This is a genomic window from Enterobacter cloacae complex sp. (assembly GCF_900322725.1).
Classification (GTDB): Bacteria; Pseudomonadota; Gammaproteobacteria; order Enterobacterales; family Enterobacteriaceae; genus Enterobacter; species Enterobacter quasihormaechei.
In genome coordinates, this window is record NZ_LT991957.1 from 528,723 (window position 1) to 554,313 (window position 25,591).

Genomic DNA, 25,591 nt, shown 5'->3' on the forward strand with positions numbered 1-25,591 from the left:
ATTGACTGATAACAACTTTCCGTAACATGATTTTCACCGTACCGTTTTATATACCGTCACCGGAAATCAGTACCATGAAAAATTCCATGTCACCTGGTCAGCGAATCGTACTGCTTTTCACAGACTCGTCCGGCTTCAGCGGCCCGGTCAGCGTACTCTGCCAGTTGTCGGTTTCGCTCGAGAGATTTGCTGAGCACGTCGGCAAGCAAAACTCCGGTGTCTGCGGCTGACGTCCCAGCGCCGACAGTGGCGTTATACTGCCTGAGCTGCTCACGGATGGCAACGAGCTGTTGCTGCAACCGGCCAGCGCGAGCGGCAGCATCAAGAGCATCATTGCGCGCCTGGTCGATCCTCTGCTGCGCTTCACGTTCATTGGTAGCTTTCTCCTGCTCGTCCTGCTGACGAGCTTTATCATCTTCGGCTTTGCGATCTGCCTTTGCCTGCGCATACCCGGCATCGTACTGGTGGCTGCCGTGTACATTCCAAGAAACCACTCCGACGATGACCAGAGCAGCAAGCATCAACACGATAAGCAACTGTTTCCAGTACGCTTTGACGAATGCCCAGATCATAAAAGTACCTTGCTGGCGGTGATGTACCGCGCGCGCCGGTCGTCGATACCGTTCTGCCCGCCATTGATGATCTGCGTGACGCGCACCAGGTCGCCAGTGTACTTCATGCAGCCTTTGGTTGCGAAGAACCACGCCGCACTGCGGGCCGCATATTCGTCCTGCGCCAGCAGTTCAGGCTGGCTAACCAGCTCAATTTTGAGCCCGTTGCCACAGTCGCGGTAGTTGTTCAGGCCGGTGATCTGGATAAGCCCGCGCCCGCGATAGAACCAGCCGTCAGTCGGGCCATTGTTCCCATTACGTTTGCTGTATACCAGGTTGGCGATCGCACGCTGGCGCTCCAGCGGTAACGATGGCTCACCAGCACGGCGGCCCAGCGCGTTGGCCTGGCCCTGAGTGAGACGCCCGGCACGGACGAATCCTGCCAGCCCGGTTACGCTGTAGTTGAAGTTCTCCTGAAGCCGTGTGAACCCTGTCGATTCATGGCCCACCTGCGCGATAAACATCGCCTGGTGCGCTGGCGCTTCAATGCCAAACTCTTTCATGGCCGCAGTGATATGCAGATACCAACGCGTGGCCAAAACGTCGCTGATGCCAGCTGCACGCTGGAATTGTTTAATGTCCATGCTGGGACCTCGTTATCTTGAAAATTTGCACCACGTTCCCTTTTGTCTTGATGAGAGCAGCCAGGAACACAGCTTTAATGATGACTTCTGACCAGTCGGCGCTGACGTAGTACCCATAGAACGTCCGTATAGGTACGCTGGCTGCCACAACGATCAGCAGATAGGCGAGCCAGCCGCCCCACCAGCGATGGCGTGACCCGTCACGGCGGAACAGAAGGACTCGGATAGCAATGCCGCCGCAGATAGCGGCATTCAGGATGAGAAGCAGTTCAGGACCGGTCATCGTCTTTTCTCCCCGGGATCAGGTCGCGTGGATTTCCAGAACGGTGATACAGCCAGGTACCGATACCAACAGCAACGATTGAAGAAACAAACGCCCCTGCTGAGTAAGCAACCCCTTTCTCAAACATATCTGTGGTGATGCCAGGGAAAGCGGATGCAAAGCCTATGAGAAGTGTTGCTGTCGGTTTGTAGAAGAGAAGGCCGCAGAAGAAGCTGAGGAACGCCAGAAGTAACCGCCGCTTTATGGGATACTCCACCGCTGAGGTAACAAAAATTACCGCACCAGCAAGCGCCCCTAAAGCCACCTCCGGCGGCACACCCGCGACCACAGACATTAGCGCGCTCAGGCTAAGCCCCTGATTCAGCGATTCCGTGGTTAACGAGTGCGACATAGTGACCACCGTTTAATGTGCATAAAGAACCCCCTTAGTTGGTGAGTTCATCATACACAATAAACCATATGTGGTTTAAAAAACCTCAGACAACTCTTAACGAAATTACCCAAAAGGTGATAAAGTAAGGTTTTATATTTTTCGGGCGTAAAAGTGCTTAAGTTATTCGCAAAGTACACATCGATTGGCGTCATTAACACGCTCATTCACTGGGTTGTGTTCGCTATTTGCATATATGCATTTCACACAGGGCAGGCACTTGGTAACTTCGCTGGGTTCGTCGTGGCAGTGTCATTCAGCTTCTTTGCAAATGCCAGATTCACTTTCAAGTCTTCCACCACAACCATGCGCTACATGCTTTACGTTGGATTTATGGGCTCGCTGAGCGCTGCTGTTGGTTGGGCTGCTGATAGGTCCGGAATGGCTCCGATCGTGACCCTTATTCTTTTCTCCGCCATCAGCCTGGTGTGCGGATTTATTTATTCAAAGTTCATTGTCTTTAGGGATGCGAAATGAAAATTTCTCTGGTCGTTCCCGTCTTCAACGAAGAAGACGCAATACCGATTTTTTATAAAACGGTTCGGGAATTTGAAGGGCTTCAGCAGCATGAGGTCGAGATAGTATTCATAAATGACGGCAGCAAAGACGCGACAGAATCAATTATAAACGCGCTTGCTGTTTCAGATCCGCTTGTGGTGCCGCTGTCGTTCACTCGCAACTTTGGAAAAGAGCCAGCTCTATTTGCCGGGCTTGATCGTGCCACCGGAGAAGCGATTATCCCGATTGACGTCGACCTTCAAGACCCCATCGAAGTTATTCCTCACCTGATTGAGAAGTGGCAGGCCGGCGCTGATATGGTTCTGGCTAAACGCTCTGATCGCTCTACAGATGGACGACTGAAGCGCATGACCGCTGAGTGGTTCTATAAGCTGCACAACAAAATCAGCAATCCAAAGATCGAAGAAAACGTTGGCGATTTCCGCCTGATGTCTCGTGAGGTAGTGGAAAACATTAAGCTCATGCCAGAGCGTAACCTCTTTATGAAGGGCGTATTAAGCTGGGTCGGTGGCCGCACTGATGTCGTGGAATATGCCAGGGCAGAGCGCGTGGCGGGTAACACGAAGTTTAACGGCTGGAAGTTGTGGAACCTTGCTCTTGAGGGGATCACCAGTTTCTCTACCTTCCCCCTGCGGATGTGGACTTACATCGGCCTGTTCGTCGCCGGTGCTGCATTCCTGTATGGCGCGTGGATGATTTTGGATACCATCTTTTTTGGGAATGCTGTCCGCGGATATCCTTCCCTGCTTGTTTCAATACTTTTCTTGGGAGGAATACAGTTGATAGGAATTGGAGTCCTCGGTGAGTACATTGGCAGGATTTACGTAGAAGTGAAGAATAGACCTCGTTACGTGCTGAAGGGAAGAAAATGATAAGAAATCTTAAAAATGATAAGTCTATATTTTTAATATCGCTGGCTCTATCATTTGTATATATATTGCCATTTATCATTAATAACAACTATGTTGTAGATGATTGGCTTAGGACTGATACCGGAGTTACTGCTTGGGAGGGTAACGGGAGGCCTCTTTCCTCTGTCATAATGGCTGCGATTAGCATGTTTGGCGGAGGTTTAAATTTCTTTGGGGATGGTGTTTTATATGATGTTTTCCCGCTTACCATTATATTATGCGCTTTTGTGATGATCTTTTGCGGGTATCTTATCTCTGTTGAGCTAAGCCTGAAATCCCCAATTGCTAAAGCAGCATGCATGTTACTACCACTGACTTCAACTTTATTCATTGGTAATATTTATTTCAGGTTTGACTCTTTAATAATGTCATTATCCTGTCTCGGGGCTATTTTACAGGCAAGGATGAGCGCAGAGAGAAGTATTGTCTGCTGGATTAGTTCGGTGGCGATTGGGTTTATTTCAATATCAATATACCAGGCATCTATACCATTCGTTTTATCTTACCTTGCATTAATGTGCTTTATGAGGTTCTGCAATGAAAATAAAAATGATGTTATTAACTTAATCTTAAAGGTATTTTCATCTCTTTTCTTTTCGTTCTTGCTTTATAAATTAATGATGCTGGTATTCTTTGATGGAGATTCCTATACCTCCGGATACACGGACACTCACTCTGAGTTAATACCACTTTCAGTTGATGGATTAAAGATATTTGTAAATAACTTCTCATTGTTTATAAATATGCTTTTCAAGGTTACTGCATTTGCCCCTAGTATTATTTTGTTAACATTGATAATTGTTATGTTGGTAATCTCATCAATAGAAAGAAATAAAACTACTGCATTTTCAGTGCTTGTATTTGTAGCAATAATAGTTCTCGGATTTGCTCCTTATCTAGTTTTGAAAAGCCCTATAGTAGAACCTAGAGTGATGATAGCCGCTGGATTATCATTTTGTGCACTACTAAAGGGTGCGGAAATGATGAGTAAATTAGGTGCTTTATCAAAATCATTGATTGTGGTAATTATTACATTCAATTTTAGCCAAGCATATGGAGTATCGAATGCTTTCAAAATCTATCAGCGTATAGACAGAGTGGTCGCTCAGAATATTGCCTACGACCTAATTGAATGTGGTTATAAAACAGGTGATAAGATAGTAATTTCTGGCTTCCCTTCTTATCCAGATTCTGTCAAGAGAATATACGATGCTATTCCGGTATCGCAATATCTAGTAGGTTCTGCCTTTGCAAACTACAGGTTCAAGTATAGCCTTATGAAACAGTATGGCATATCATCACCTATACCAAAAGATGAAAGGTTTAAAGGAGATGGAGAGATTATAAAAAACAATAGCCTTATTAAATTAATTAAATACGAAGATGGATACAGAATATATATAAATAGAATGTAAAATAACGCCCCCTTAGAGGGGCGTTATTATTTATAGCACTGAGTCATATTGAACCAGAGGTTTAAGACTGATGGTTACATCTGTTTGATTTGTTATCGCTGGAATAACAACACCAGATGGTCCGACCGCAATGTTAGCGATAACACCTGTCGTAGATGACCTCACAACATCTGTCGATGTGCCAGTAGTGCCTGTGTTAGCTAGTTGTACCTGCCTTGCTCCAAATGCATCTCCAGATCCTGCAATGGTTGCCTGCCAAACCCCTCTAAATAAGCTGGCTGGAATTGAAGTAGACGCCGATCCTGCTGGAATAGATATTCTTGTATTGTCGTAGAAAATTATGTCTGAGGCTGACATTGTGCTACGAGAACCAATGCTTAATGCTTGGTTTCCAGAAAATGATATATATGTCCTACCATCCAAAACAAACGATGATAGCAAACCCGCCTGGTTTAATGTGTTTAAATCAACAATGTTTCCATGAGCGATGATTGATTTGGGAATTCCAGAAATTTTATACCCAATTACACGATAGTTAAGCGACAGGTTGTTCAGTTGCTTAACGCTGTTTCCCACCAAACGTATGCGCTGACCTCTGTAAACTTTGTTAGTCCCCGCTCCAGCATTCACAGCTATGCCCTCAGTCGTATTGTTGACTGTGTTGCACTTCATGACAACACTATTGTGGCTGATATCAATATCCTGGAAAACGGCGTAGTTGTCGTCACCAGCACCTGTGCTTATTGCTACCCCATCGTATGCACGGAGTTCACAGTAGTTATTGTGTATCTTGACAAAAGGGTCTGGGTATGTGGCTTGCGTGGCTTCGCCACCACCACCAACATCAATGCATCGTGTATACTTAGCACCGATCAGTAGGCCTGTAGTTTCACTGGCAGGTACATCACGGGAACGGACATAGTTATCAGCGACAATCAGGTTATATGGTTCATAGTTGGGTGCCCAACCTGGTCCACACTTAGCGTAGATACCTACAACCCCATGCTCAAGGCAATGGTTGTTTGCGATGATAGCCTGGCCTCCACCATGGAAGTCAATACACTTGCGGCGGCAGTTACGAATCATATTCTCAGTAATTGTTACATTACGGATTCTTCGGTTTCGACCATGTGTGATACCGTAGCCTGGGTCGTAACTTGCGTTCAGTACATCATCCCCATCAGGGTGACCGATGTCTTCGATGTTATTCGCCATGTAGTTCAGGCGATATCCAGAGAGGACGTAGATGCCTGCACTGTAGCACTTGCGAATACGTGTATTAATAACCATCACGCCATCAGGTACATCTGCATCTGTGGTGTAATCACTTGCACCATAGGCTGCTGCTGTGTTACGGATGCCAATACCTACCGCACCAAAGTTAAACCCAGAGATGTCACAGTCATTGATAAGAATACCACGGCATGCACGTTGAACCTTCACACCGCAAGCCCAGCTACCGATGTTGCCGCCAAGGAACTTGCCCCACGTGTTCTGCCAACCTGAAGCTTGGCTGCCGTCTGCATTGTATTTAGGGAATTGACCTGTAACACCAGCGTATGCTCCGCCAGTATATGCGCTGGTATCAAGGGCATTATTTGGTGCAAGAACTAGAGCAGAATCGTACCCGAATCTGGCTTCTCCTTTCTCTGCATACCCAGTTGTGGTATCAATTGCAGGGAAGATTCCCGGACCCTTGATAGTTAAATCAACAGTAACATGCTCACAGGCTATGAGGCTTAACGCATCAAGGCCATGCGTCTTAACCAGCAATGTTCCATTGTGAATTTTGATACCCTTCTTTCCAACCAATGCAAGGCATGGGCTATAGTTATAAGTACCGTCAGAAAAGTCGGCTTCATTTGGATATTGAATAGCTAGGGCATAATTCTTACTTATTAGAAATGTGCCACCAGCAAGATCAAGATCACCATCAGTTTCGTCTATAAATTTTTGAAGTGCTAATGTGTCATCATCTTCACCATTGCCTATTGCTTCAAAATCGAAAGGACTTTTCCGCTCATTAAGTTTATCTTCTACAGTGCGATCGCCGTAACCAATCTTTGATGAGCCTGTTGGCTTCGCCAGCTCAATAAGAACGTCTGATGCTGATCCTGATGGTGGAAGAACAGGGAATGGATTGCCTGCACTATCAAAGGCGACAATTTTATTAGCCCTTGTAGCTGCATCTGGCAATGAAGGTATTGCCTCAGGAACGCGTAACGTGCGATTTAGATTGTTGTTTGCCAGCGTATCAACATAGTTTTTGGTGGCCGCATCTTGCGGGTCTCTCGGATCGCGTAAATTGCGAATGTAGTTGTTCAGCGCGTCATACCAGTTCGCGATGCTCGATGGCTTGCGAAGAGCCAGGCGGAACAAGCTGTATGCCTGCTGGATCAGCATAGTCAGCTTGTCAAAGGCATCTTCATGTACCTCAGCGAAGAACTTGCCCTGGTTGCGCAGGTCGGTTTCCTGCGTCGGCTCCAGTTCTCTGGCAATGGAAATCTTCCAGCCATTTGTCAACGGAGTGGTGAGAACCACATTACCGCCGCTGTATCCTCCTGCGTTCGTAACCGTATAGTCAGTATCCAGAACCAGGACTGTGATGTTTTCGTTGAGATCTACAACTGATACAGCAAGATCTGTTTTTTTGAATATGCGGAACGTGTACGGGAAGGATGTCGTAACGCCGTTCCCCGTGTAATCGTTATGGTCAACTACGGTTGATACCGTCATGGCCTGTCTCCAGTTAAGCAGCGCCCGGCGCGCGTGCATCATCTGGACAGTTTATTACCTAGCAAACCTTATATGAATTGAATGAATAACAATCAGGAAAGTTATTACCTTTTAGGTAAATGGCAATTCGTGCTGGATAGTATTTCGAACATTTGCTACTGTACATATATACAGTGAATGCATGGAGATTATCAGATGCAACGTCAGTATCATCACCCGCTGGAAAAAGGATTTGCCGAACGAATACACACGCCGGGAGGCGTCCGCTCCCTTGTTGAAGATTCTCACCTGATGACGTTGCTGCGCCAGCTTGGTGAGGATGGGTTTAACGTTGATGGTCCGATGGCTGAGTTGACTGCTCTGGTTAACTATGTCACCAGCTCGCAGATGTCCATGAAAGATCTGCAAATGCATCTTGATTACTGCGTGGAAAAACTGAAGCAGGAAACGACATAAAGTAAAGGCCGCATGCGCGGCCTCGTGACATGTCACAGTAAAGGAAGTTTAAAGATTATTGCGGCAATGATGACGAAGGTCGAGAAGTAAACGACCTTCGCCGACCACTCTCCTAACCACTTTTTCCTGATGGCAATTACAGTCACCCACAAATAGGCAGTACCGCATACAACTACGGAAGCAAACCAGAACAACATCAATCCAATACTGACTAAGATGTCCATCATTGGCCCACCGCCTTCCCGAGATCTGGAGCGCGCCGCGGTGTTGTTTCGCCGGGCTCCCACCAACTCGTTGTGTTAAATTCCCGCTGCGCGCGGTCCCTTACCCGATCGTTGTACCCAGGGTTCGCCATCTCCTGAAGCTGTTGCAGGATCAGGTGATTGGTAATGGCTTTTGCATACCAGAGGTTTGCGAACGGGGTGATCATTCGAGCCGTCTTAAGCGCGTCGGCACCGAATGAAGTTTCTTCCCCCTGCAATGCCTTCTGCGGGTTAGTGATCAGCAGTTTAGTTAACTGTTCTGCAAAGCTGAGCACTGGTCCGCCGATGGTAGCCGCGATACTGGAACCATATTGCGTATGGTCCTGGAAAAGGAAATCGCCGTAGATACCGAATGACCCACCTTTCAGAAGAGCCTGTACCCATGTAGTTGGCTTCGTCATATCCAGTGGATCATTACCGGTCAACAGGCTATTCATCTGGTTTGCAAACATCCCGGCCAGAGTCGTGCCTGCAATGTATGAAGCGAGGAATTTAAGAGCTGGTACCGTGTCCAGATCATTAGCCCGGTTTACCAGCTGGCGGAACCCAGCGAATGGCGTTGTCTTAAAGAGCATGAAACTCTTGATCAGCTGTCCGGCATCGTCTCGGGCATAGGTGTCAAGGCCGGTAGCGGTCGTTACGGCGCTGGTCATCTCGCCGTGCGTGATACCAAGAAGTTTCTGAGCGGCCTCGGCTCTGGCGTTACGTACCATGCGCGTGATGGTCTGCTCTGCTTCTGCGTCGAACGCCTCTTTCATTTTCTTCAGGCGCTCTGGTGGCATATCGCCAAGCGCGGCCAGCGCTGCATCACTACCTGCACGCACCTGCGCGATACGGTCAGCCATGATGTCGGCGATCACTTCATCAGGCACGGCGTAGATCGCATCAGGAGTCATACCCATGTGACCGGAGGTAGTCATTGGCTGTAGGTCTGCCGCTGCCATGATCGCCCAGTCTTCATTGCTCCAGCCTTTGTTAGCAAGGATGGTTTTATCTGACCCTTTTACGTCATCCAGAGTCTTAAATTTGCGGGTCAGTTCGCCAATGTTTTTATACATCAGCAGGCCAAAAGCCGCCTTGTTGGCGCGGTCCATGGCGATCAGACCTGACCATTTCAACGTTTTTTCTGCGAACCAGCCGGTGATTCCGCGCGACAGGTCAAAGCCGCCCATCTTCGATACGACAGCAGCATGCGAGTCCACAAGCAGGCCGAGCTCGGCATTGGCCTTTTTGGCATCACCGCTGAACAGGTTGCGAATGGTGTTTGCAGACAGGCGCATGCCGTCTCGGGTAAAGCCAAGAGCCTGGGCATTGGCGCGCATGATCGCCTGGTCGCTGGTTGCGGTCAGTACGCTGGTGCCGAGCATGGCGCTGGTCATCAGGTTGCGCAGGCCGCCAACCGCCGACGTGAATACGCTCGATGTGGCCGCACCGTTAAGCCCCGCCATTGAGTTAAACATGCGCTCAACCATCTTGCGCTCATCGTTCATCTTGCCGACTTCCTTTCCGCCGGTTACTGCACGCTGATATACGCGGTCCAGAACCAGCGAAAAGTTGCGGGTTGCGTCCGGGCCGAATGCTTTAACGACACCCAGATCGCGGGAGGAGGATTGCAGGTGCGACATCATTACGCCCACCACCGGCTGCTGCGTATAACGCTCCATGTAGGCGAAGTGCGACTGCGCATCCTTGAACGCCATCACCCTGCTCTGGGAACCGCGATTCTTTATCCCGCCGGTGCCCATGAACGCGCCCGGGTCGATTTTGTTGGCGCCATCGGTGGCCTTCGTTTCAAAGATCGCTTCCAGCGCCTGGCGATACTCGATGTCATTCATCGGGCTGCCGTCTGGATTAACGTAGTTGCTGCGATCCTGCGTGTTGTAAACGTCGTCCACCCATGCCTGGCGGGCAAACTCAATCGGAGGCTGACGGCCTGACAGTCGCGCTTTGGCCTGTTCTGCCACCGGCAATGATGCCAGCCATTCATCTCGCCCGGCGTTGCGAATAAAATCAGCGTCGTCCACATACGGCAGATGCCAGTCTTCTCGCAGGCCGATATCGAAACCGTTGTCGTTCATTTCCTGCCGGGCCCGGCTGGTGACGTCATTCCATACCTGGGCGATTTTTTTCGCCTGCGGGTTCCCGGTGTCCTCGCCATATAACTCTTTCAGGATCTGGAGCTGTGCAGACTTTGCCGCCTGCTGGTCGAACAGACTGCGGAAACGCTGCTCACCGAGTGCTTTGCTCTGCTCGAAGAATTTACGGACGTCATCACCGGCTTTGAGCAGTTCAGCACTGAGCTGGCGTGACCAGTCCTGATATGCTCCGGTTGCCAGTTCCTCGGCCGAGGTCACGGCAATATCCTTACCGTCAGTTGTGCGCCGTCCTGCGAAGATAAACTGCTGCAAATTGGCGGGTGTTTGCTGCTCTGGCGGGATATTAGCGTCGAGGGTATCTGTCACCCTGCTGATGGCGATCGCGTTCTGAGCGACGCGCTGACGCTTCTTATAAACGTCATGCACAACGCGCTGTCGCACAAGATCAGCGGCCTCCATGTACGTCTGCGCATCAGGGATGCCAGTCTTGCCTTCCCTGGCATTTTTTTTATGTACCTGGCGCACGGCCTCTTTGATACGGTCCTCAATACCTTTCAGCTCGTCAGCCTTTGGCTGGCGGCCCAGGGTCTGCGCAATGGCTTCAACACATGCCTGTTTCATTATGGATTCCTCAGGAAGCACGCGGCGGCGACTGAATAAACTTTCGATTCGTTCTGCACGGTCTGGATTTGTTCATCAAATTCAGCCAGAACATCGGAGAGTTTCGCCGGTTGCCCGGTGTCGGGGTGCGTAATTGTCAGGTCCGGATTAGTGGTCGCCATATCGCGCGCCGCCATCAGGTCGTAACTGTTGGATGAAATAGCCTGTCCGGTATCGGGATCCACACTGACCTGCCCGCCAGTTTCGTCTGCTGCCGTGAATGCGCTTTCGGCACGCGGAGCAGGAGCCTCTCCAGCCAGTTCTGACGGCGTTTCATACCTGACACCATTCTCTTCGAAAACCTGCTGCATTGCATGGTACTGCTCGCTTGCAGATTCCAGCATGCCAGGCCGGGCCGGACCATCCAGCCCGCGCGCCATCATACCGACGTTAACAGGCTGGCCGTCATTCAGCTGTCGATACGCTTCGTCCATGGCTGCCACATGGCTGTTGATGCTCTCGTTGCTGGCATGCAGCACCGGGGAGGATTCCAGATCGTAATAGAGCCCCTCATTCAGAGTGTGGGCGGCATCGATATCGCTTGGCTTAATAGCAGGAATATCTGTCGTGGCGGCAGGCTCTGTCACTGGTGACTGAGAATCCGAGCGAACCGGTGATCCTGGCGCGTCTGTCACTGGCGCTACTTCGGCCACAGGCGATGGCTCTGCGCTTGCATCAGGTGCGCTCTGCACTTCCGCCGCCGGGATCGGCGCTTCAGTATCTGCTGGAGGCGGCACGTCAGCATTTCGCGCGGCAAGGTGATGGGCACCACCAAAGGCGCCACCCAGCACTGCATCCACCAGAATCGCCTGGCCGTCGAATACCCGGTACTGTTTCGCCATCTCGGTGTAGCCTTTCTCCTCCAGTGTTTCGCCGACGGAGTAACGGTTCAGGCCACCGAACCCGGTGTTTATTGCCACACCTGAGGCAATGCGCGTTGCCAGAGTGGTGCCGATGGCAGCAGGTAAGGCCATGCCCGCTGCGTTGAAAAGGCTCTGCTGAGTTGCCAGGTTGCGCGCCGTCGACTCGTCTACACCCTTCCCTTTGAAATCCTGATAGGACTGTTCATACGTAGAGCTGAATGCCGTAGCTGCGCCGACCGCGGGGCCGCCGACAATGGTCGCACCAATGGCCGGCACGAACTGACCGAGGCCATAAAGAACCTCAGCAGCGGTGCCCTGGCTACCAACATCCGGCTTCACATACCCGCGAGCATCCTGCAACTGTTTGCCAATCGTGTCGTATGTTTCATTCAGCGCTTTATCGGCATCAGGAAACATCACACGGAAGATATTGACCGTTGGCGCCACGTCTGCGGTGAATGCCGGATCGCTGATCAGGCGTTTACTGAATCCGACGGCAGACTGTGCAAGGCCGAGAGTGCCCTCAGCCACGCCGCGCACCGGTGCGGCGATTGAACCCTGGAAGAATGTCGGCTCATAGTCTTCTGGTCGTGCCGGATTGGCCGCTGCTTTATCGTCGGTCCACGCCTGGCCTTCCGGAGCCAGAGAAAATACATCAGACATTATTCGACCCTCACAACGATAGCTTCATTGGTTTTCGGATCCGTCGCCCAGCGCCCGCTGCCGCTTACCAGTCGATACTGGTTGTTGCCAATGTTGACTGGCGTGAAGTTTGATGCGGAGTTTACGTTCAGACCGGCATCTTTCAGCGCCTGCTGTGCAGATGCGGTGTAGCGGTCCTTGAAGGTGGATTTATCCATGCCGAACGGCATTACCACATCGCCACCATTAAAGCCCTTGTACACGCCCCCTGTGGCGTATTGCGCCGCCTTTTCCACTACGTCGGAGTTGGCTGCATCAGTGCGCGTCATGGAGGCATCACCTGACTGATAAGCGATCCCGGCGTAAGCTGCCTTGAAAAGGTTATAACTGAGCTGGCGCGCCTGCGCGTTATTGGCGAATGCATTACCCACCTGATCGTCGAATGCTCGTTTCAGCTTATCTTCGCTCGGCAACTGCACCGGGGTTATACCAGCATCTTTCATTGCCTTCGTTGGATTGAGCAACTGATCGCCAGCGAGGATCACCTTCGATACGTCGTACTTATTCATGGTCGGCTTGTAGCCAATGAACTGACTGTATGCGATCGATGGTTTTTTGTTGTCGTACTGGTTATCCGGCGTCCCCAGCAGCAGCGCGGAATATGCAGTTGCTGCGTTGTTAGGCGCAATGGCAGACGCGACCTGGCGCATTGCCGGAGCGGACAGCGTTTCCCCCATGCTCTGTAACAGGCTGATTGTCTGGTTTACGTCTTTGGTACCGCGTACCTGTTCAGACAGTGCCGCAGCCTCCTCACTGGACAGAATAGGCGCATTGATGCCCAGCGCGCGCAGGCTTTCCTGTGAAGAGAAACGGTTAGCAACCTCAGCTGTGATGTCGTTAGGGTTGTTGCTGGCGATCGGCTTATAGGCTCCAATCTCCACCGCGGCGTTGAACGGGTTGTTCTGCCTCTGGCTGATCACCTTTGAGGCCGCCGCCGATACCTGATCGAATAATTCAGCGCGGGATGCATATCCCTCGCCTGTTTCCTCGGTTCCTGGCTTCAGCTGATTGACGTAGGCTGTGATGCTGCTCGTCGGCATGTTGCGGAATGAGCCAATGTACTGCCCGGCGATCTGCGTATTCCGAAACTCGGTATAGCGGAGATTACCTTCCCGCACCCCATAGGCAACCAGGAAGTCGGTCTGCGTTGGTGCATCAGGGAAATCAACACCGCGCATGTATGCCGCGCTGGCATCGCGAACCCGACTGTCGATACTGGTGCGATATTCCGCCTGCTGCTGCTTGCGAATTTGGTCAGCCTGGCGAAGGAAGGTTGCCTGCGCTTCAGGAGATGCAGCGTCGAATGCAGCATTGCCGGTATATCGCTTGGTGCTGGTCGGAAGCTGTGACAGGCCAATAGCTGCACTGACACCGGTGGCGAGCTGCTGGTCGCTGTATGGCTGGCTCCCGTTCTCATGCTGGATGATTGCAGCACATAGAGCCTTCAGCGTGTCAGGGTTTGATGCGTCAAGCTGCTGATCCGCAGTTACGCCGAGCTGTGCACATACTGCCTGAATGTAAGCATCGGTGTTGTTATTGTCAGATGGCGGCGCCCAGCGGTTGATAATGTCACTGACGGTATCGATGCCCTGGCGCTGATAAGACAGCAGGTTGCGGCCCAGCGCGCGAATGCCATGCTCCGGAGTTTCGAATTTAGCAAATCGACCATCATCACCGGTCTGCCCAACCCACGGATTAGTTTTGCTGTACTCGAGGTTTCCGGGGTTGTTATTGCGAATGCCGCGAGCGCTGTCGCCTGAACCGCCTTCCGATACCGCACGACGTGATCCAACAGCCGTGTCGCTCAGCTCACCATTGCTCTGAATGAACTCGATAGAGTTGTTAGCAGACCACTGAGAGAGAGCCGTATCAGCGACCTTCTCTTTAAATTCGGTCTTTTTCGCCTGAATCTGCTCGGCACTCCAGCCATGCGCGGCGCCATAGGTTTCGATCTGCTGAAAGGTCTGCTGGTTGTACAGCACGTAGTTGGCGTTATCGCCGTACGCAGATGCTGCCAGTTTCCCGTTGTTCGCCAGCGTCGCCTGGAACTGTCCTTCTTCATAGGCGTTAAGCTGGCTGATCTCGTGGCGTCCGGCCTGCGTCGTGAACTGAATGCGCTGCTGCTGTGCTTGCTGAAGGAACCCGGCACGGGCACCTTCTGGCAGGGTCATGGCGATCTGCTCTGCCTGGGAATCAAACTGTTGGGTGTACTCCTGGCCCTTACCCAGTGCATTCTTACCCTGAAGATTCAGCAGACCGGTATCGGGATTCGTCAGCAGATCACTCGATACCTGACTCAGTTGCAGCGATGCATCTTGCGCCTGGGCGACATCCGCCCTCTGCTTGGCCTGCGCGAACATGTCGATCGCCTTTGGCGCGACCTGAGAAATGACGTCGCCGACATTCGGCTGTTCGAACGCCTGAAATCCAGGAGACTGGAATCCGCGGCTTTCAACCTGGCGCCCGCTGACTGTTGGTACTGTTGGCATTTCGATATCTCCTTATCGACCGGTTGGCGTGCCGACGGCTGCGCTGATAGGTGCGGCCTTCTGTGAGAATGGCGACCACGTCCCACCAGCCATTTGATAGGCTCCGTAAGCCTGTAGCGGCGTTGTGAGCAGCGTTGTCATCGCCCCCATATTCCCCTGCTTACGCGCGGATACCGCCTGGGCGTCATAGTTGGCGGACTGCACCTGATAGCCGTAAGCCTCGCGCTGGGCGTTGTTAACGGTCGTCAGAGCATCCAGCGTGCCGAACTGAGCGGTATCTCCGAAGATATCCAGAGCATTACCGGTTGAGAGGTCTGCCCCGGTGGCCCCCATGGTTGCAGCCTGGGTGCCGGCTGCCTGGCGATTACGGCGGCGCACTTCCTCGGCCTGGGCATTGCCACGGTTAATCGAGTCCTGCGCCTGAGCTTCTGCCACATCCGCATTCTGCTCAGCAACAGCGGCAGAATATTTCCCTGTCTCATACTGGTTGTAAGCTGACAGCGCGCCTGCTGCGAGAGTCGCACCGGCTAAGATTGTGGTGGGTTCGCACATTATTTTTTCTCCATGTGGAAGCGATGAAACAGAAGACCGTGAGCGCCGTACGGCTGTGGTTCTTCAATGGTGAATCCCAGCCAGTGCAGCCAGATACGCGCTGTGTGGTTGCGGGCATCTACATAGTTTTCAAGATACGGGTAAACAGCCAGCATTGCATTGACCACTTTCCCGCAGCGGCGCAGGAAAGTGCGTTGGTATTTCTCCAGCGCATCGGTGCCCACCAGCCACGGGATACCGTTGCCGCCGATCATTGATGCCGGGGCCACGCCGAAGATGGTCACCCCTTCCCCGTTGATAAGCCCGGCGCAGGCGAAAGTTGACGTGCGCAGACCGGTTTCCAGAACGCGGCGCGGGCTCCATCCGTTTGTCGCCATAAATTCATCAACGTCAGCCTGGCGGACATGCGGGAGCATAGCTTCGATATGTTCCTGGGTTGCCGGTACGATCTGAGCTTTAATCATCAGAATCCCCCGACCGTCATGCGCGGCAGGACCGCCAGAACAGAAAGCGGCAGTGGGTCGAGCTGGCGCACCTTAACGCGTCCGTTCTTATCCCAGTTGCTGTCGAGCTTCACTTCCACCTTCCCGGTAGCGTCATCAACCGGATCGTCGTAGAACTCAAACTCACGCTGAGGATACTCGTACCATTCTCCGCCCGGAGTGGTTGCCCAGATGCCGCGGCTGGCGTTGACCACCATCGTCACAGTGGGGATCACCTGCTTTTTATCCAGCAGCGTTTCCTGCCCGTTGATATTGATGTCCAGCGTTTCGAATTCAGCGGTGATCGGCAGCCCGATATGCACCACTGCGCCCGGTGATTCCAGCGTGACAGCACCACCGGTTACGGTTTTCTGTGGCTCTACGCTGGCATCGGAGAGGATGTTGACTGTCTGGCCTTCGAGGTGTGACAGACCGCTGAAAGTCTGGCGGGCCATCTGCCAGTTAGTTGTGGCCGCAGTGCGCAGTACCGCGGGTACGTTACGGTTGAAGCGCACAACCACGGCGGTATTACTCGTTACGGAGATAATGTCGCCACGCAATTCTTTCGCCACCACTTCGCCGGTATCAGGATCCGTTTCTGAGTACGGGAACTGGATCTGAGCGCCAACGTCAGTGCCCACGAAATACGCCCCGCCGCTTATCGTCACCGGGTAGTCAACCTGATAGCTCCAGTCACCACTGCCGCCGCTGATGGTCATAGTACGTGTTGAGGTATTGCGTCCGTCATAGCTCAGTCCGCAATCGACAAAGAACGCATCTTCATCACTGGTAAACAGGCGGCTGGACAGGCGCTCTATGTAACGTTTCGTCTGTCCGTTGATGGTGCGGTTAACCACGAAGTAAACAGCGTCCTCGCTTCCTTCGCTGATGGAGCAGGTGCTTTCGTACTTTCCAGTGCTGGACTGCGGTGCCCAGGCAAATACCTGTTGGTCGCGCAGATAGGTCAGCACCAGCAGTTTGCCGTCATCGCGGATGCAGAACGCGCTGCTGTACGGCACGATGCAGAATGACCAGTCGACAATGCTGCGCTTCTGGAACAGGTGGTTTGCCAGTATGGTCAGGTCAGTGCCCTGGTATCCGTCCACGTCGAAGGAGTAAGCCAGATCACGGACCACGCTCCCCTTCTCCTGGATGAACAGCGCGATGTTTGCCACCGCGATCGGCGGCACATTGCTGGAGCCGTTGTTTCCCTGCGAGCTGAACGAAAACGCCGACGGCGTGAGGACCTTATTCTGGTCTCCGGATATCGTATATTCCCCGCCGGATGTCAGCGCGACCAGGTTGCCGACGTCGATAAGATGGCGTATCTCATTCACCTGTCGCCCGGCGTAGGTGTAGATGATGCGATCGTCATCCTGAATAGGGTTATTCTTGCCGAAGTCTTTATAGTCACCGGTCCGGCTCGCCCAGATCGTTTGTGGGTACGCGGTGGACGCGGCGAAATACAGGCGCTGCTGATAGTAAACAACCGTGCTCGGGTAGCCGTTGACACTGTTCCATGCGTACCGTGCCCACTTGTAGCTGCCATTAGCCGATCCGACAACCTGCGACGGGATATAGCTCACCACCGTAGCAGTGGCTGTCAGGCCGTCGCTGGCTACGGCTGTAATGCGCGCAATGCCGAAACCGCTGTGCAGGTATTCCCACTGGATTCCGGTATCACTATCCCCGGTTCCGCCCCATCCATCCCAGGACATGCCTTCCGTGTGAGAAGGCCGCAGGGCCCCGGTCTTGCCGGAAGTATTGGCACGGTAGTAGTTGCTGTCGGCGCGGCGTACATCGTTGATAGCGGTGGTCTTGCTGGTCTCCCATACGGGAACGGAATCAACCGCAGGCTGTTCGAGGTAAAACAATTTACCTACCTGCTCAGATCCGAATATGGCGGAGCTTGCCGTCAGCGTAATAGTACCGGTGCTGGCGCTGGCGTATACCTTCACTGACTCGTCAACGTTGATATCTTCGAACGGTCCGTTTTTGGTGGTGACATCAACGATCTGCCAGTTGTCGTGCGCGTAACGGCGCAACTCCTTCGGCGGATAGGCCGGGTGAACCAGCGTAAGCACGTCTGCGCTCTGCGTGAATTTGATGCGGAACAGGTCAGTCTCAGCATACGGCATCGCCAGTTCGTAGATCACATTGCTGCTGTTCAGCACATACGCGCCGTTTTTGATGACGCGCATATAGTTGTGCCCGAACTCCAGCGCATAAGTCTGGACGGTCGAGAACTGGAAAGGGATAAGGCGGCATTTTCGCGTCGGATATTTGGCTTCGCCGACGAAGCGCGTGCCCGGGCGATTCTCCACCCCGCCATACTGACGGACAATAAAGTTGTCGCACTTGCGCAGCGCCACCTGATACTTCGACATATCGATGCGCCCGTACAGCGACGGGCCAATTTCACCGCCGGCAAAGCTCGGCTGAATCCAACTGAAAGCCATTATGACAACCTCGCTGCGGTGAACTCATCAACTGGCGGCTGCGGCTCCTGGGATTCGTTCTGGCTGTGCGAGCCAGCGCTCAGGATGACGCTGCGGTACATGGTCAGTGCGTTGTTACCGAGATCTGCGCTGCCGGTCAGCGGCATATTGATGGCGGCGGCCAGACGCCAGGACAGCGCTTCCATGAAGATTGCATCGAACATGTTCACGTCGGTGACGCGCGCGATATACTTCAGCCATGCCTGAGGCTGATCGGTGTAGATCAGCTTTCCGGTGCCGTCGGTATCAGCCCCAACCTCATAGTTGATGCGCATGGCCGCCGTGGGATTACGTATGCCGGGCACCATAATTTCGGTGATGCGCAGGCAGTCAGTCGGATACTGGTAGGAATAAGCCCAGTCCGGCGGCGGATTGTTGGTATCGGCCAGCGCCAGGCGTTTGGTGGCAAAGTTCCAGTCGAAGTCCGCCAGCGCAGCATCGCGGCAGGAATCGAAATGCAGGGAGCACTGCCCGGCTTCTTTGCTGGCCTCGGTCAGGCTGTTAATGCTGCGGCTGTTCCCGATATTGCTCAGCGCGCGGTTACAGATCTCGATAACGGAGGCCATTAATCATCCTCCCCGCCGTAGAGAGTTTGGGCGGCAGTTTTGGGCTGCTCACCAGATACCGGGCTGAGTGCCATGTCAGTAATCTGCAAGCTGGCGTTATGCTGCATGCCATCTTCCGTTTCTCGGGTAGAGGTGGAACGAATTATGGCTTTCGCGGTGATCATCACTTCAGTACCAGCGGATTGTGGCGTTGCCTTGAGCTTGGCGAGCGTCTCGTTGTTCAGCTCAATGCAAAGGCCCCATGGATAATCATCGCGAGTCTGGGTTTTACCATCCTCATCCTGATAGGTGTCAGTTCCAGTTTTGAGGTTTACCAGTTCCATAGCGGACTCCTGCAATAAAGGGGCCGAAGCCCCTTGTTTTATTAGCGAGGCTTAGACGCCCAGTTTTTGCCGTTCTTCCGCAATACGCTCTTTGATCGTTTCAACATTCATGTTGCCAGGTTTCTTGTTGAAAAGTTCTTCGTACTGCTGGCGTAGCGCGGCTTCATCTTCACTGAAGGTATTGGCATCTTTACCGCCGGTATCTTCCTGGCCATCATCTTCATCCTGTGGTTCAGGCTGAGAGTCAACCGGCACGATTCCGCGCTTCTTATCTGCCTTCTTATCTGCCTTCTTCTTTGCCGCCTTCGCCGCTGCGTTGATCGGCTCCAGCGCAGATCCTGGCTCGCCGTCATATTCAATTTCTGAGCCTTCAGGCCAGAGGTTGTTATGAATATGGGATAAGCGCAGGACGCGGTATTTTGCTTTTTCCATTGCCATCACCTTAGCCAGTCACTTTGGAACGGATCGGGTAATAAGGAGTGTTGTTGTCAACATCCAGATTAATGCCCGAGGTGAACGCGCCAGCAGTCAGCGGACCGGTGCCGACTGAATAGTTAACGCGCAGATAACGCTGGACGCCCGCCGGAACTTTGGTTGAGAACAGGCGTTTGCCAACTGTCAGTGCAGACAGCGCCAGAGCACCGCTGTCGTAGATAGTGGTCCAGGTGGAGTTGTCAGGGCTGGTCTGCAACTGAACGTTGAGGGTCGCAGCACCAGCAGCGGTTGCAGTGGTGTCAACGGTTGCCCAGAACTCCAGCGGATAACCAACGCCGATATCGCGGCGGGTGCCGTCGATAGGGCCGAGGTCAATCACGTCCGTAGAAGCAGCAGAAGCTGTAACCGCCTGCTTCTCGGAGAACATCAACAGTTTGTCGAGGATCATTTTCTTTCTCCATTTATGGGCCGGTTAAGGCCCATCAGTTAATGACAGGCGTTAAACAACGCGCGCTTCTGTTTCGAGAATCGCATCGGTTTCACGGATTGGGATGCCACGGAACGTGGTCCAGAATTCGCCTTCAGTCTCTTTTACGGACAGAGCCAGAGAGGCTTTATCCAGAGATTGCAGATCCAGCGCCTGGGCAACGGTACGGTTCATGTAGAACACCGCGCGGCCCATTTTCAGGTTAGGGACGCGGTGCAGCGCTTTAACCATCAGGCTGACGATATTTGCAGCTGAACCTGGTACTGACAGATCGCTCACATCGATGTTGGCGATGCGCACAACGTAGCGCCAGTCACGGAGAGCCAGGCCGTTATCCCACTTATAATGGGTGCGGTAACCCTGGTATTTGCCGCCATTGGCATCGGTAAGCGTCTGCTCGCCGAGGTTCTGAGTCTGCAAACCAGCCTTCTGCCCTTTAGGGAAGATGCCGTGCACAGTGTTTTCACCCCAGACCACCAGCCAGATAGAGGTGTTATCTGTACCGGTGCCGCCAGCATCAATGATGTTCTGGCCGTTGCCTGCGGATTTGCTGGAGTAGCGGGATGACAGGCCCATGAACTGCTGCGGATTCACACTGGTGTCGCCGTAGAACAGGGTCTGAGCCATCTGCTGGTTCATTCCTTCGAGGAATGCACGATCTTCAGACAGGCGGAATTCAGCAGTGTTACCGTTAAGATCTGCCAGTGACTTATCTACTTCCGCATAAGCCTCCAGCATGCCGACAGTGTCAGTGACCTGTACGGTAGTTGATTTTGTCGGTTGCACACCGTAGTTCAGCAAACGCCAGGTAGGCTGCGGGAGCCCCGAGCGAACGGTGGTACGGTGACCAGTTGGAAGGTTACCCTCTACGAACATCATATCCGTCAGGATTTCGTTGGTCTGGGAAAGAAGTTCGACAATCTTATCGACCTTTCCGTTTGGATCAGTACGCTTAGCCCAGTCAGCCAGCGTCAGCGCATTTACGCCTTTAACAGCCATGGTTATATCCTCTCTTATTAGCCATAAAGCACTTCGGCCGCACTACGCTGGCCTTGATTACTGCCATCGACCATGCCGTCTTCCGACATGGCTTTACCGATCTTCACGAACGTTTTAACCAGGTCTGGATGGTTACCAAGCCCGGTAGCGTTCAGATATTCTTTCAGTTCCGGCGTGCCGAACTGGTCGAGTGCACGCTGCGCAGCACTGAGGTTTGCGGTCAGTTTGTCGCCGCCGATCTCCTTGTCTGCCTTCACGGTCTCTGCCCAGCCTTCGGTCTGCTTCTGCCAGGCTTCTGCCTGACGCTGCTGCACACCGGCCAGAATTTTTGGATATGCGTCCACCAGCTTTTGCGCCTGCTCGTTGGTCAGGTTCAGATCACGGGCAACGGGTTCGAAGTCCTTCAGCGCTTCGGTATCCAGCTCTACGCCTTCACCAGCGGTAAATTCGTATTTCTCCGGCGCACCTTCCTGCTTCTGCTTTTCGTCATCCGACTCCTCCGCTGGCTTTTCACCATCAGCGGGTTTGTCTTCCTGAGGCTTGTCACCTTCAGCGCCAGACTGTGGCTTATCGCCTTCTGGTTTCGCTGGCTCGCCTGCAGGTGCTGGAGCATCGGCAGCAGGTGCAGATTGCTCAGACGGTGCAGGTGCAGTGCCACCATCAGCAGGTTGCTCATTGCAAAGACGGCGATGCAGCAAACGTTCAAATAAATTCATGGTTACTCCTGTTCACTGGCCTCTGCGGCCATCTTCAGATACTGATCGGGGCAGTGCGTCATGACGCGCTGGAATAGCTCCAGAGCCAGATTGCGCTGCCCTTCGTTGAAAGCCATTGCCAGGGCATCCATCGGCGGTATGGCGGCGAATACGCGCCCACTCTCCAGCACTCTCCACACGACGCGGCGGCCCTGTTCGCTATCCATGACGAACTTGATGTCGTCCTTTTCGCGCTGCTCCAGATCGTGCTTCTTCCGCTCGTTCTGAATGCGCAGTTCTTCTTCGTCAAAGTCAGTCATTGCTGCGCCGCTCCTGCTGCGTTAGTGATTGCTGTCAGTGCGCTTGGATCTGCGGTTTGCGTATCGCTGAGCGTCTTCGCGCCCTGCGCTACGGCCTGACCCATTGCCAGCGCCTGAGCTGCCTGCTGTTGCTTGGCGCGCTCTTCACGAATGCCCTGCACCTGCTCCTGCGGAACGATGACGGTTGGCGATACGCCGGACATTTCGGAGAACGCGTCAATTGCCTGATCCACGTCGAGCTTGTCGAGCGCTTCAGGTTTGAACTGTGCGAGCTGGCCGATAAACCCAACGGTCTGCGACAGGCTGGTGAGCCCGATAGATTTCTGCGCCTGCGCCATAACGGAGATGTATTCGATGCGCAGCGGCATGCCCTGCATAACGTCAGGAGGTGGCGGAAGCATGTTCTTGCGCGCCATGATGGAGAACACGCGGTCGATAAGCGGATTGAGCGCTTCGTCGTTCAGGCGTTCCAGCACCGGGCCGAGCATCAGCAGTTTCTCTTCTTTCATCTCGATCACTGCTTCCACCGGCATTGAGCGGGTGTTGATGTTTTGCAGCATCATGAAGAGGTCGACAAAGTAGGCGCTGTTGATGGTCTGGCGGGTATCCTGAATGTCGGCCAGCAGGTCGGCGGTATTCGGATTTACCAGGTACGCAGGTTTGAAACCGTCCTGACCGCTCAGCACATCGAGATAGGTCACGTCACCAGGCAGCAGAGAAACGCGCTGATTTTTCAGCGACGCCGGCGCGACCATCGGCGGGTTAGTGGCTTTGTCGATCAGCTGAGCTTTACGTTTCTGCTCAACCTGAAGCGCTTTAACCTGTCCGAGTGCCAGCATGCCAGGGCAGGAGGATGCGTAAACGTCCTCGCCGTTAACTTCCCAGCGCGGCGCCAGAATCGGGAATTCATCGAAGCCGGATTCACGCAGCAGCTTGTCGGAGTCGCCTCCTGTCTCGAAATAGACAGAACGATACGGCTTGTTCTTGCTGTCCATCCTCCCGCTGTCGCGGTTGATGTTTGGCGTGATGCAGTGGTTTACTTCGATCCAGTTTTCATACGAGCCGCTTTCCCACTGGCTCTTCACGGACGCGCTGACATTGTCCAGGCCAAACTCTTGCACGAGCTGGCGCACGGTCATGGAGAACTGACGGAAGGATGTGTCGACGCTGCCACGCGGGCTGTTAGCCAGGTAGTAGCTGCCAATCGGGAATGGCATTGTGCGGATCACGTCCTGGTCATCTTCCAGAACAGCCATAGCGGCAGTACCGAAAGTACCCAGACTGGCGTACATGACGGGCAGAGACTGATAAAGATTCGACTTGTTGAACACTTCGTTCATGCGGCGCTGCACGACTTCCAGCCAGACCTTAACCGGGCCGTAATCCATCATGTCAGGGTCAGGCGTTGCCAGCTTGAACCACGGGCGCGCAGGGCTGGTGATGCCGGACATCATGCCGCTGGCGAGAATGCGCTGAGCGAGTGAACCGGTAGGGTCAACAATTTTGGTGTTGCGGCGATCGTCACGGTTAACATCAGACGTCAGGAAGCGGGAACCGCGCGGATTGATAAAGTCGCTCAGGTCGCGCCAGTGCGGCTCGAACGATGTGCGCTCATTCTTCAGCTGTGCGAGCTGCTTCAGCAGCCGCTCTTTTTCGGTTTCCACCATCTCTGCGCGCTCCGTTACTGACCGAGCAGCGTTTTACCGCTGGTATTGGCGGCGGAAGTGTCGCCCTGGGCACCGGTGAGCATGGTCGAGTTACGACCGGCGGCAGCACGGCGGCGGCGCTCTTCATCATCGCGCGCACTGACCACAGCGGCGTCCTGCTCCTGAGGTGCGGCCTGAACTTCTGGTGCCGCTGGCACTGATGGCTTGCTGCCGATACACATAGCGATAACCTCACACACGATTAAATTATTACCAATTTAACCATATACGGATTATTTTACGTAGTGTATTGACATAATGGACTGCAATTATTACCCTTCAGGTAACACAACATGAAAGCGCACTTTGATATTGGTTCTGTGAGGTCTTGTCGCTAAATCAAAACTGGTGAGTGCGCTTCCAGGTGTGAGCAGTACGGCATCTGGCACATGTGTCGTAGCGGTCCGGCGGGGTTCCTTGGTGTTCCTTATCCCCGAGCGGGTTCCCGGAATGTGCAAGTCAGTGTTATCGGTATGCACGACATGACGACTCACCATCGTGGCGATACGGTGTGACACCTCGGAAGAGACGAGGATACAACGATGAGAGCATTGGGGTGACCGGTTAATCCCGTGACGCTAACCGATACAGGCGCAGTGCTCTCAATGTTGTGGTGAATGCGCAGGCTGATGCGCGAATTTAGCGTCGACAGTTTCTATCTCCTTCCGGACTCGAGCGGAAAAACTGACTGACTAAGGGTGGAGAATGCCGGAGATCAGCACCGGCCACCACAACCCAATCACGCCTTAGGACCGTGATACGGCAGTACCAGGCAATGCGTGTAGCTTTGGCGGTGGCAGTTGCTCCCACTTCTGACCACCGCCCTTTTTACAGCAGAACGCCATTCCGATGACGTTGCGCTGTAAACCCTGCATCACCCGCCAAGGAAGGCACTCCGTAGTCCTTTGCTTCCAGTTAGCCCGGTTCGTCCGGGCATTTTTTTAAGGTGAAAATCATGAATCAGACAGTCGTTAATGTTCAGAAACAATCTCCTGCCGAAGAGATCCGCCGCGAGAATCTCTATCACACCAAATTGCAATGCCTGGCTGAAGTGCTTAGTAAAAGAGCTGTACTTGATGAGCGAGGTGCTGTTCAGGATGCCAAAGCCATCAACGCCGCATTCGATAAAATTACTTTCTGAGGTAAGCAACCATGGTATCAACAGCATCCCCAGCACCATCCTGCATGGCTATTGAGCAGGAAATTCAGGCCAAAGGCTTAACCGCGCCGCGCGTTACGCGAGACGACATGATCGCAAACATTGCTCACACTGAAATCGTTAAGCACGTTTCTGTTACCGGGCAGGTTCTGCGCTGGGCGATCATTACGACAAAGAATGGCTTTGCGGTTACCGGAAAGCCATCATGTGCAGTCTCAGCTGAAAACGACAATGAGGCGATCGGTAAACAGATTGCTCTGACGAATGCAGAGAACGAGCTGTGGCCGCTAATGGGTTACGCTTTGAAAGAGAAGTTGAGCCAACAGTGAAAGACGAATTCGACGGCTTTTA

26 protein-coding genes are annotated in these 25,591 nt (G+C 53.1%); 6 read left to right on the forward strand and 20 right to left on the reverse strand.

Annotated features, from left to right (window positions below):
• Positions 1-89: 89 nt before the first annotated feature.
• The 4 genes from DBR02_RS02480 to DBR02_RS02495 are packed head-to-tail and all read right to left on the reverse strand — an operon-like array spanning position 90 to position 1,869.
• Positions 90-572, reverse strand: coding sequence for a DUF2514 domain-containing protein (locus tag DBR02_RS02480; RefSeq protein ID WP_107533487.1), 483 nt, complete (start codon positions 570-572; stop codon positions 90-92).
• Complete coding sequence (locus tag DBR02_RS02485; protein WP_107533488.1) at positions 569-1,195, reverse strand: glycoside hydrolase family 19 protein; 627 nt, start codon at positions 1,193-1,195, stop codon at positions 569-571. The genes DBR02_RS02480 and DBR02_RS02485 overlap by 4 nt, the downstream gene beginning before the upstream one ends.
• A complete protein-coding gene (locus tag DBR02_RS02490; protein WP_047052275.1) occupies positions 1,185-1,478 on the reverse strand; it encodes a phage holin family protein in 294 nt (97 codons plus the stop codon). The genes DBR02_RS02485 and DBR02_RS02490 overlap by 11 nt, the downstream gene beginning before the upstream one ends.
• Positions 1,465-1,869 carry a putative holin gene (locus tag DBR02_RS02495; RefSeq protein WP_077579864.1) on the reverse strand — a complete coding sequence of 135 codons (405 nt, stop codon included), beginning with the start codon at positions 1,867-1,869 and terminating at the stop codon, positions 1,465-1,467. The genes DBR02_RS02490 and DBR02_RS02495 overlap by 14 nt, the downstream gene beginning before the upstream one ends.
• Positions 1,870-2,022: 153 nt before the next feature.
• On the opposite strand from DBR02_RS02495, the gene DBR02_RS02500 reads away from it, so the two are divergent.
• The 3 genes from DBR02_RS02500 to DBR02_RS02510 are packed head-to-tail and all read left to right on the forward strand — an operon-like array spanning position 2,023 to position 4,753.
• On the forward strand, positions 2,023-2,385 hold the full coding sequence (locus tag DBR02_RS02500) for a GtrA family protein (protein ID WP_047052272.1): 363 nt from the start codon (positions 2,023-2,025) through the stop codon (positions 2,383-2,385).
• Positions 2,382-3,299 (forward strand): glycosyltransferase family 2 protein, encoded by a 918-nt coding sequence (locus DBR02_RS02505; RefSeq protein WP_107533489.1) that lies wholly within the window; start codon positions 2,382-2,384, stop codon positions 3,297-3,299. The genes DBR02_RS02500 and DBR02_RS02505 overlap by 4 nt, the downstream gene beginning before the upstream one ends.
• Positions 3,296-4,753, forward strand: a complete 1,458-nt coding sequence (locus DBR02_RS02510) for a glucosyltransferase domain-containing protein (RefSeq protein ID WP_107533490.1) — start codon at positions 3,296-3,298, stop codon at positions 4,751-4,753. Before DBR02_RS02505 ends, DBR02_RS02510 begins: the two co-directional genes overlap by 4 nt.
• A gap of 30 nt (positions 4,754-4,783) precedes the next feature.
• Here the strand turns inward: DBR02_RS02510 and DBR02_RS02515 are convergent, their stop codons facing one another.
• The gene (locus DBR02_RS02515; protein ID WP_059585504.1) at positions 4,784-7,489 is read right to left on the reverse strand and encodes a right-handed parallel beta-helix repeat-containing protein; all 2,706 of its coding nucleotides are present in this window, start codon (positions 7,487-7,489) and stop codon (positions 4,784-4,786) included.
• A 195-nt stretch (positions 7,490-7,684) separates the two neighbouring features.
• Here DBR02_RS02515 and DBR02_RS02520 point away from each other — a divergent pair, with 195 nt between their 5' ends.
• Positions 7,685-7,945: a hypothetical protein gene (locus DBR02_RS02520; RefSeq protein ID WP_032671830.1), complete on the forward strand. Its 261-nt coding sequence runs from the start codon at positions 7,685-7,687 to the stop codon at positions 7,943-7,945.
• Positions 7,946-8,168: 223 nt separating this feature from the next.
• On the opposite strand, the gene DBR02_RS02530 is transcribed toward DBR02_RS02520, so the two are convergent.
• The 15 genes from DBR02_RS02530 to DBR02_RS02600 are packed head-to-tail and all read right to left on the reverse strand — an operon-like array spanning position 8,169 to position 24,263.
• Positions 8,169-10,925, reverse strand: a complete 2,757-nt coding sequence (locus tag DBR02_RS02530) for a hypothetical protein (protein ID WP_107533492.1) — start codon at positions 10,923-10,925, stop codon at positions 8,169-8,171.
• Positions 10,925-12,490 (reverse strand): hypothetical protein, encoded by a 1,566-nt coding sequence (locus DBR02_RS02535; RefSeq protein ID WP_107533493.1) that lies wholly within the window; start codon positions 12,488-12,490, stop codon positions 10,925-10,927. The genes DBR02_RS02530 and DBR02_RS02535 overlap by 1 nt, the downstream gene beginning before the upstream one ends.
• Positions 12,490-15,018 carry a hypothetical protein gene (locus tag DBR02_RS02540; protein ID WP_107533494.1) on the reverse strand — a complete coding sequence of 843 codons (2,529 nt, stop codon included), beginning with the start codon at positions 15,016-15,018 and terminating at the stop codon, positions 12,490-12,492. Before DBR02_RS02540 ends, DBR02_RS02535 begins: the two co-directional genes overlap by 1 nt.
• A 12-nt stretch (positions 15,019-15,030) precedes the next feature.
• Positions 15,031-15,570 carry a virion core protein, T7 gp14 family gene (locus DBR02_RS02545; RefSeq protein ID WP_032671835.1) on the reverse strand — a complete coding sequence of 180 codons (540 nt, stop codon included), beginning with the start codon at positions 15,568-15,570 and terminating at the stop codon, positions 15,031-15,033.
• Positions 15,570-16,034 carry a hypothetical protein gene (locus DBR02_RS02550; protein ID WP_107533495.1) on the reverse strand — a complete coding sequence of 155 codons (465 nt, stop codon included), beginning with the start codon at positions 16,032-16,034 and terminating at the stop codon, positions 15,570-15,572. Before DBR02_RS02550 ends, DBR02_RS02545 begins: the two co-directional genes overlap by 1 nt.
• The gene (locus DBR02_RS02555; protein WP_107533496.1) at positions 16,034-18,511 is read right to left on the reverse strand and encodes a hypothetical protein; all 2,478 of its coding nucleotides are present in this window, start codon (positions 18,509-18,511) and stop codon (positions 16,034-16,036) included. The genes DBR02_RS02550 and DBR02_RS02555 overlap by 1 nt, the downstream gene beginning before the upstream one ends.
• Positions 18,511-19,116, reverse strand: coding sequence for a hypothetical protein (locus DBR02_RS02560; protein WP_040117947.1), 606 nt, complete (start codon positions 19,114-19,116; stop codon positions 18,511-18,513). The genes DBR02_RS02555 and DBR02_RS02560 overlap by 1 nt, the downstream gene beginning before the upstream one ends.
• The gene (gene gp10 / locus DBR02_RS02565; protein ID WP_045342894.1) at positions 19,116-19,439 is read right to left on the reverse strand and encodes a capsid staple protein; all 324 of its coding nucleotides are present in this window, start codon (positions 19,437-19,439) and stop codon (positions 19,116-19,118) included. Before gp10 ends, DBR02_RS02560 begins: the two co-directional genes overlap by 1 nt.
• 51 nt (positions 19,440-19,490) lie before the next feature.
• The gene (locus tag DBR02_RS02570; RefSeq protein WP_063921810.1) at positions 19,491-19,877 is read right to left on the reverse strand and encodes a hypothetical protein; all 387 of its coding nucleotides are present in this window, start codon (positions 19,875-19,877) and stop codon (positions 19,491-19,493) included.
• A 4-nt stretch (positions 19,878-19,881) separates the two neighbouring features.
• Positions 19,882-20,322, reverse strand: coding sequence for a Bbp16 family capsid cement protein (locus tag DBR02_RS02575; RefSeq protein ID WP_032634949.1), 441 nt, complete (start codon positions 20,320-20,322; stop codon positions 19,882-19,884).
• A gap of 51 nt (positions 20,323-20,373) precedes the next feature.
• Complete coding sequence (locus tag DBR02_RS02580; RefSeq protein WP_045342886.1) at positions 20,374-21,360, reverse strand: major capsid protein; 987 nt, start codon at positions 21,358-21,360, stop codon at positions 20,374-20,376.
• 17 nt (positions 21,361-21,377) lie between these two features.
• A complete protein-coding gene (locus DBR02_RS02585) occupies positions 21,378-22,076 on the reverse strand; it encodes a peptidase (protein WP_063928596.1) in 699 nt (232 codons plus the stop codon).
• 2 nt (positions 22,077-22,078) lie between these two features.
• Entirely contained in the window at positions 22,079-22,375 is a 297-nt protein-coding gene (locus DBR02_RS02590; protein WP_032636545.1) for a Bbp19 family protein, read from the reverse strand.
• Positions 22,372-24,042: a portal protein gene (locus DBR02_RS02595; RefSeq protein WP_107533497.1), complete on the reverse strand. Its 1,671-nt coding sequence runs from the start codon at positions 24,040-24,042 to the stop codon at positions 22,372-22,374. Before DBR02_RS02595 ends, DBR02_RS02590 begins: the two co-directional genes overlap by 4 nt.
• A gap of 14 nt (positions 24,043-24,056) precedes the next feature.
• Positions 24,057-24,263 carry a hypothetical protein gene (locus DBR02_RS02600; protein ID WP_032636549.1) on the reverse strand — a complete coding sequence of 69 codons (207 nt, stop codon included), beginning with the start codon at positions 24,261-24,263 and terminating at the stop codon, positions 24,057-24,059.
• A gap of 773 nt (positions 24,264-25,036) precedes the next feature.
• Here DBR02_RS02600 and DBR02_RS02605 point away from each other — a divergent pair.
• Positions 25,037-25,222, forward strand: a complete 186-nt coding sequence (locus tag DBR02_RS02605; RefSeq protein ID WP_107533498.1) for a hypothetical protein — start codon at positions 25,037-25,039, stop codon at positions 25,220-25,222.
• A gap of 44 nt (positions 25,223-25,266) precedes the next feature.
• Positions 25,267-25,569 (forward strand): Gp49 family protein, encoded by a 303-nt coding sequence (locus tag DBR02_RS02610; protein WP_063162238.1) that lies wholly within the window; start codon positions 25,267-25,269, stop codon positions 25,567-25,569.
• Positions 25,570-25,591 lie beyond the last annotated feature (22 nt).

Excerpts from the sequence above, each read along its gene's own strand:
- DBR02_RS02480 (WP_107533487.1), bottom strand. The coding sequence starts at position 572 with ATGATCTGGGCATTCGTCAAAGCGTACTGGAAACAGTTGCTTATCGTG.
- DBR02_RS02485 (WP_107533488.1), bottom strand. The coding sequence starts at position 1,195 with ATGGACATTAAACAATTCCAGCGTGCAGCTGGCATCAGCGACGTTTTG.
- DBR02_RS02490 (WP_047052275.1), bottom strand. The coding sequence starts at position 1,478 with ATGACCGGTCCTGAACTGCTTCTCATCCTGAATGCCGCTATCTGCGGC.
- DBR02_RS02495 (WP_077579864.1), bottom strand. The coding sequence starts at position 1,869 with ATGTCGCACTCGTTAACCACGGAATCGCTGAATCAGGGGCTTAGCCTG.
- DBR02_RS02505 (WP_107533489.1), top strand. The coding sequence starts at position 2,382 with ATGAAAATTTCTCTGGTCGTTCCCGTCTTCAACGAAGAAGACGCAATA.
- DBR02_RS02510 (WP_107533490.1), top strand. The coding sequence starts at position 3,296 with ATGATAAGAAATCTTAAAAATGATAAGTCTATATTTTTAATATCGCTG.
- DBR02_RS02515 (WP_059585504.1), bottom strand. The coding sequence starts at position 7,489 with ATGACGGTATCAACCGTAGTTGACCATAACGATTACACGGGGAACGGC.
- DBR02_RS02520 (WP_032671830.1), top strand. The coding sequence starts at position 7,685 with ATGCAACGTCAGTATCATCACCCGCTGGAAAAAGGATTTGCCGAACGA.
- DBR02_RS02530 (WP_107533492.1), bottom strand. The coding sequence starts at position 10,925 with ATGAAACAGGCATGTGTTGAAGCCATTGCGCAGACCCTGGGCCGCCAG.
- DBR02_RS02535 (WP_107533493.1), bottom strand. The coding sequence starts at position 12,490 with ATGTCTGATGTATTTTCTCTGGCTCCGGAAGGCCAGGCGTGGACCGAC.
- DBR02_RS02540 (WP_107533494.1), bottom strand. The coding sequence starts at position 15,018 with ATGCCAACAGTACCAACAGTCAGCGGGCGCCAGGTTGAAAGCCGCGGA.
- DBR02_RS02545 (WP_032671835.1), bottom strand. The coding sequence starts at position 15,570 with ATGTGCGAACCCACCACAATCTTAGCCGGTGCGACTCTCGCAGCAGGC.
- DBR02_RS02550 (WP_107533495.1), bottom strand. The coding sequence starts at position 16,034 with ATGATTAAAGCTCAGATCGTACCGGCAACCCAGGAACATATCGAAGCT.
- DBR02_RS02555 (WP_107533496.1), bottom strand. The coding sequence starts at position 18,511 with ATGGCTTTCAGTTGGATTCAGCCGAGCTTTGCCGGCGGTGAAATTGGC.
- DBR02_RS02560 (WP_040117947.1), bottom strand. The coding sequence starts at position 19,116 with ATGGCCTCCGTTATCGAGATCTGTAACCGCGCGCTGAGCAATATCGGG.
- gp10 (WP_045342894.1), bottom strand. The coding sequence starts at position 19,439 with ATGGAACTGGTAAACCTCAAAACTGGAACTGACACCTATCAGGATGAG.
- DBR02_RS02570 (WP_063921810.1), bottom strand. The coding sequence starts at position 19,877 with ATGGCAATGGAAAAAGCAAAATACCGCGTCCTGCGCTTATCCCATATT.
- DBR02_RS02575 (WP_032634949.1), bottom strand. The coding sequence starts at position 20,322 with ATGATCCTCGACAAACTGTTGATGTTCTCCGAGAAGCAGGCGGTTACA.
- DBR02_RS02580 (WP_045342886.1), bottom strand. The coding sequence starts at position 21,360 with ATGGCTGTTAAAGGCGTAAATGCGCTGACGCTGGCTGACTGGGCTAAG.
- DBR02_RS02585 (WP_063928596.1), bottom strand. The coding sequence starts at position 22,076 with ATGAATTTATTTGAACGTTTGCTGCATCGCCGTCTTTGCAATGAGCAA.
- DBR02_RS02590 (WP_032636545.1), bottom strand. The coding sequence starts at position 22,375 with ATGACTGACTTTGACGAAGAAGAACTGCGCATTCAGAACGAGCGGAAG.
- DBR02_RS02595 (WP_107533497.1), bottom strand. The coding sequence starts at position 24,042 with ATGGTGGAAACCGAAAAAGAGCGGCTGCTGAAGCAGCTCGCACAGCTG.
- DBR02_RS02600 (WP_032636549.1), bottom strand. The coding sequence starts at position 24,263 with ATGTGTATCGGCAGCAAGCCATCAGTGCCAGCGGCACCAGAAGTTCAG.
- DBR02_RS02605 (WP_107533498.1), top strand. The coding sequence starts at position 25,037 with ATGAATCAGACAGTCGTTAATGTTCAGAAACAATCTCCTGCCGAAGAG.
- DBR02_RS02610 (WP_063162238.1), top strand. The coding sequence starts at position 25,267 with ATGGCTATTGAGCAGGAAATTCAGGCCAAAGGCTTAACCGCGCCGCGC.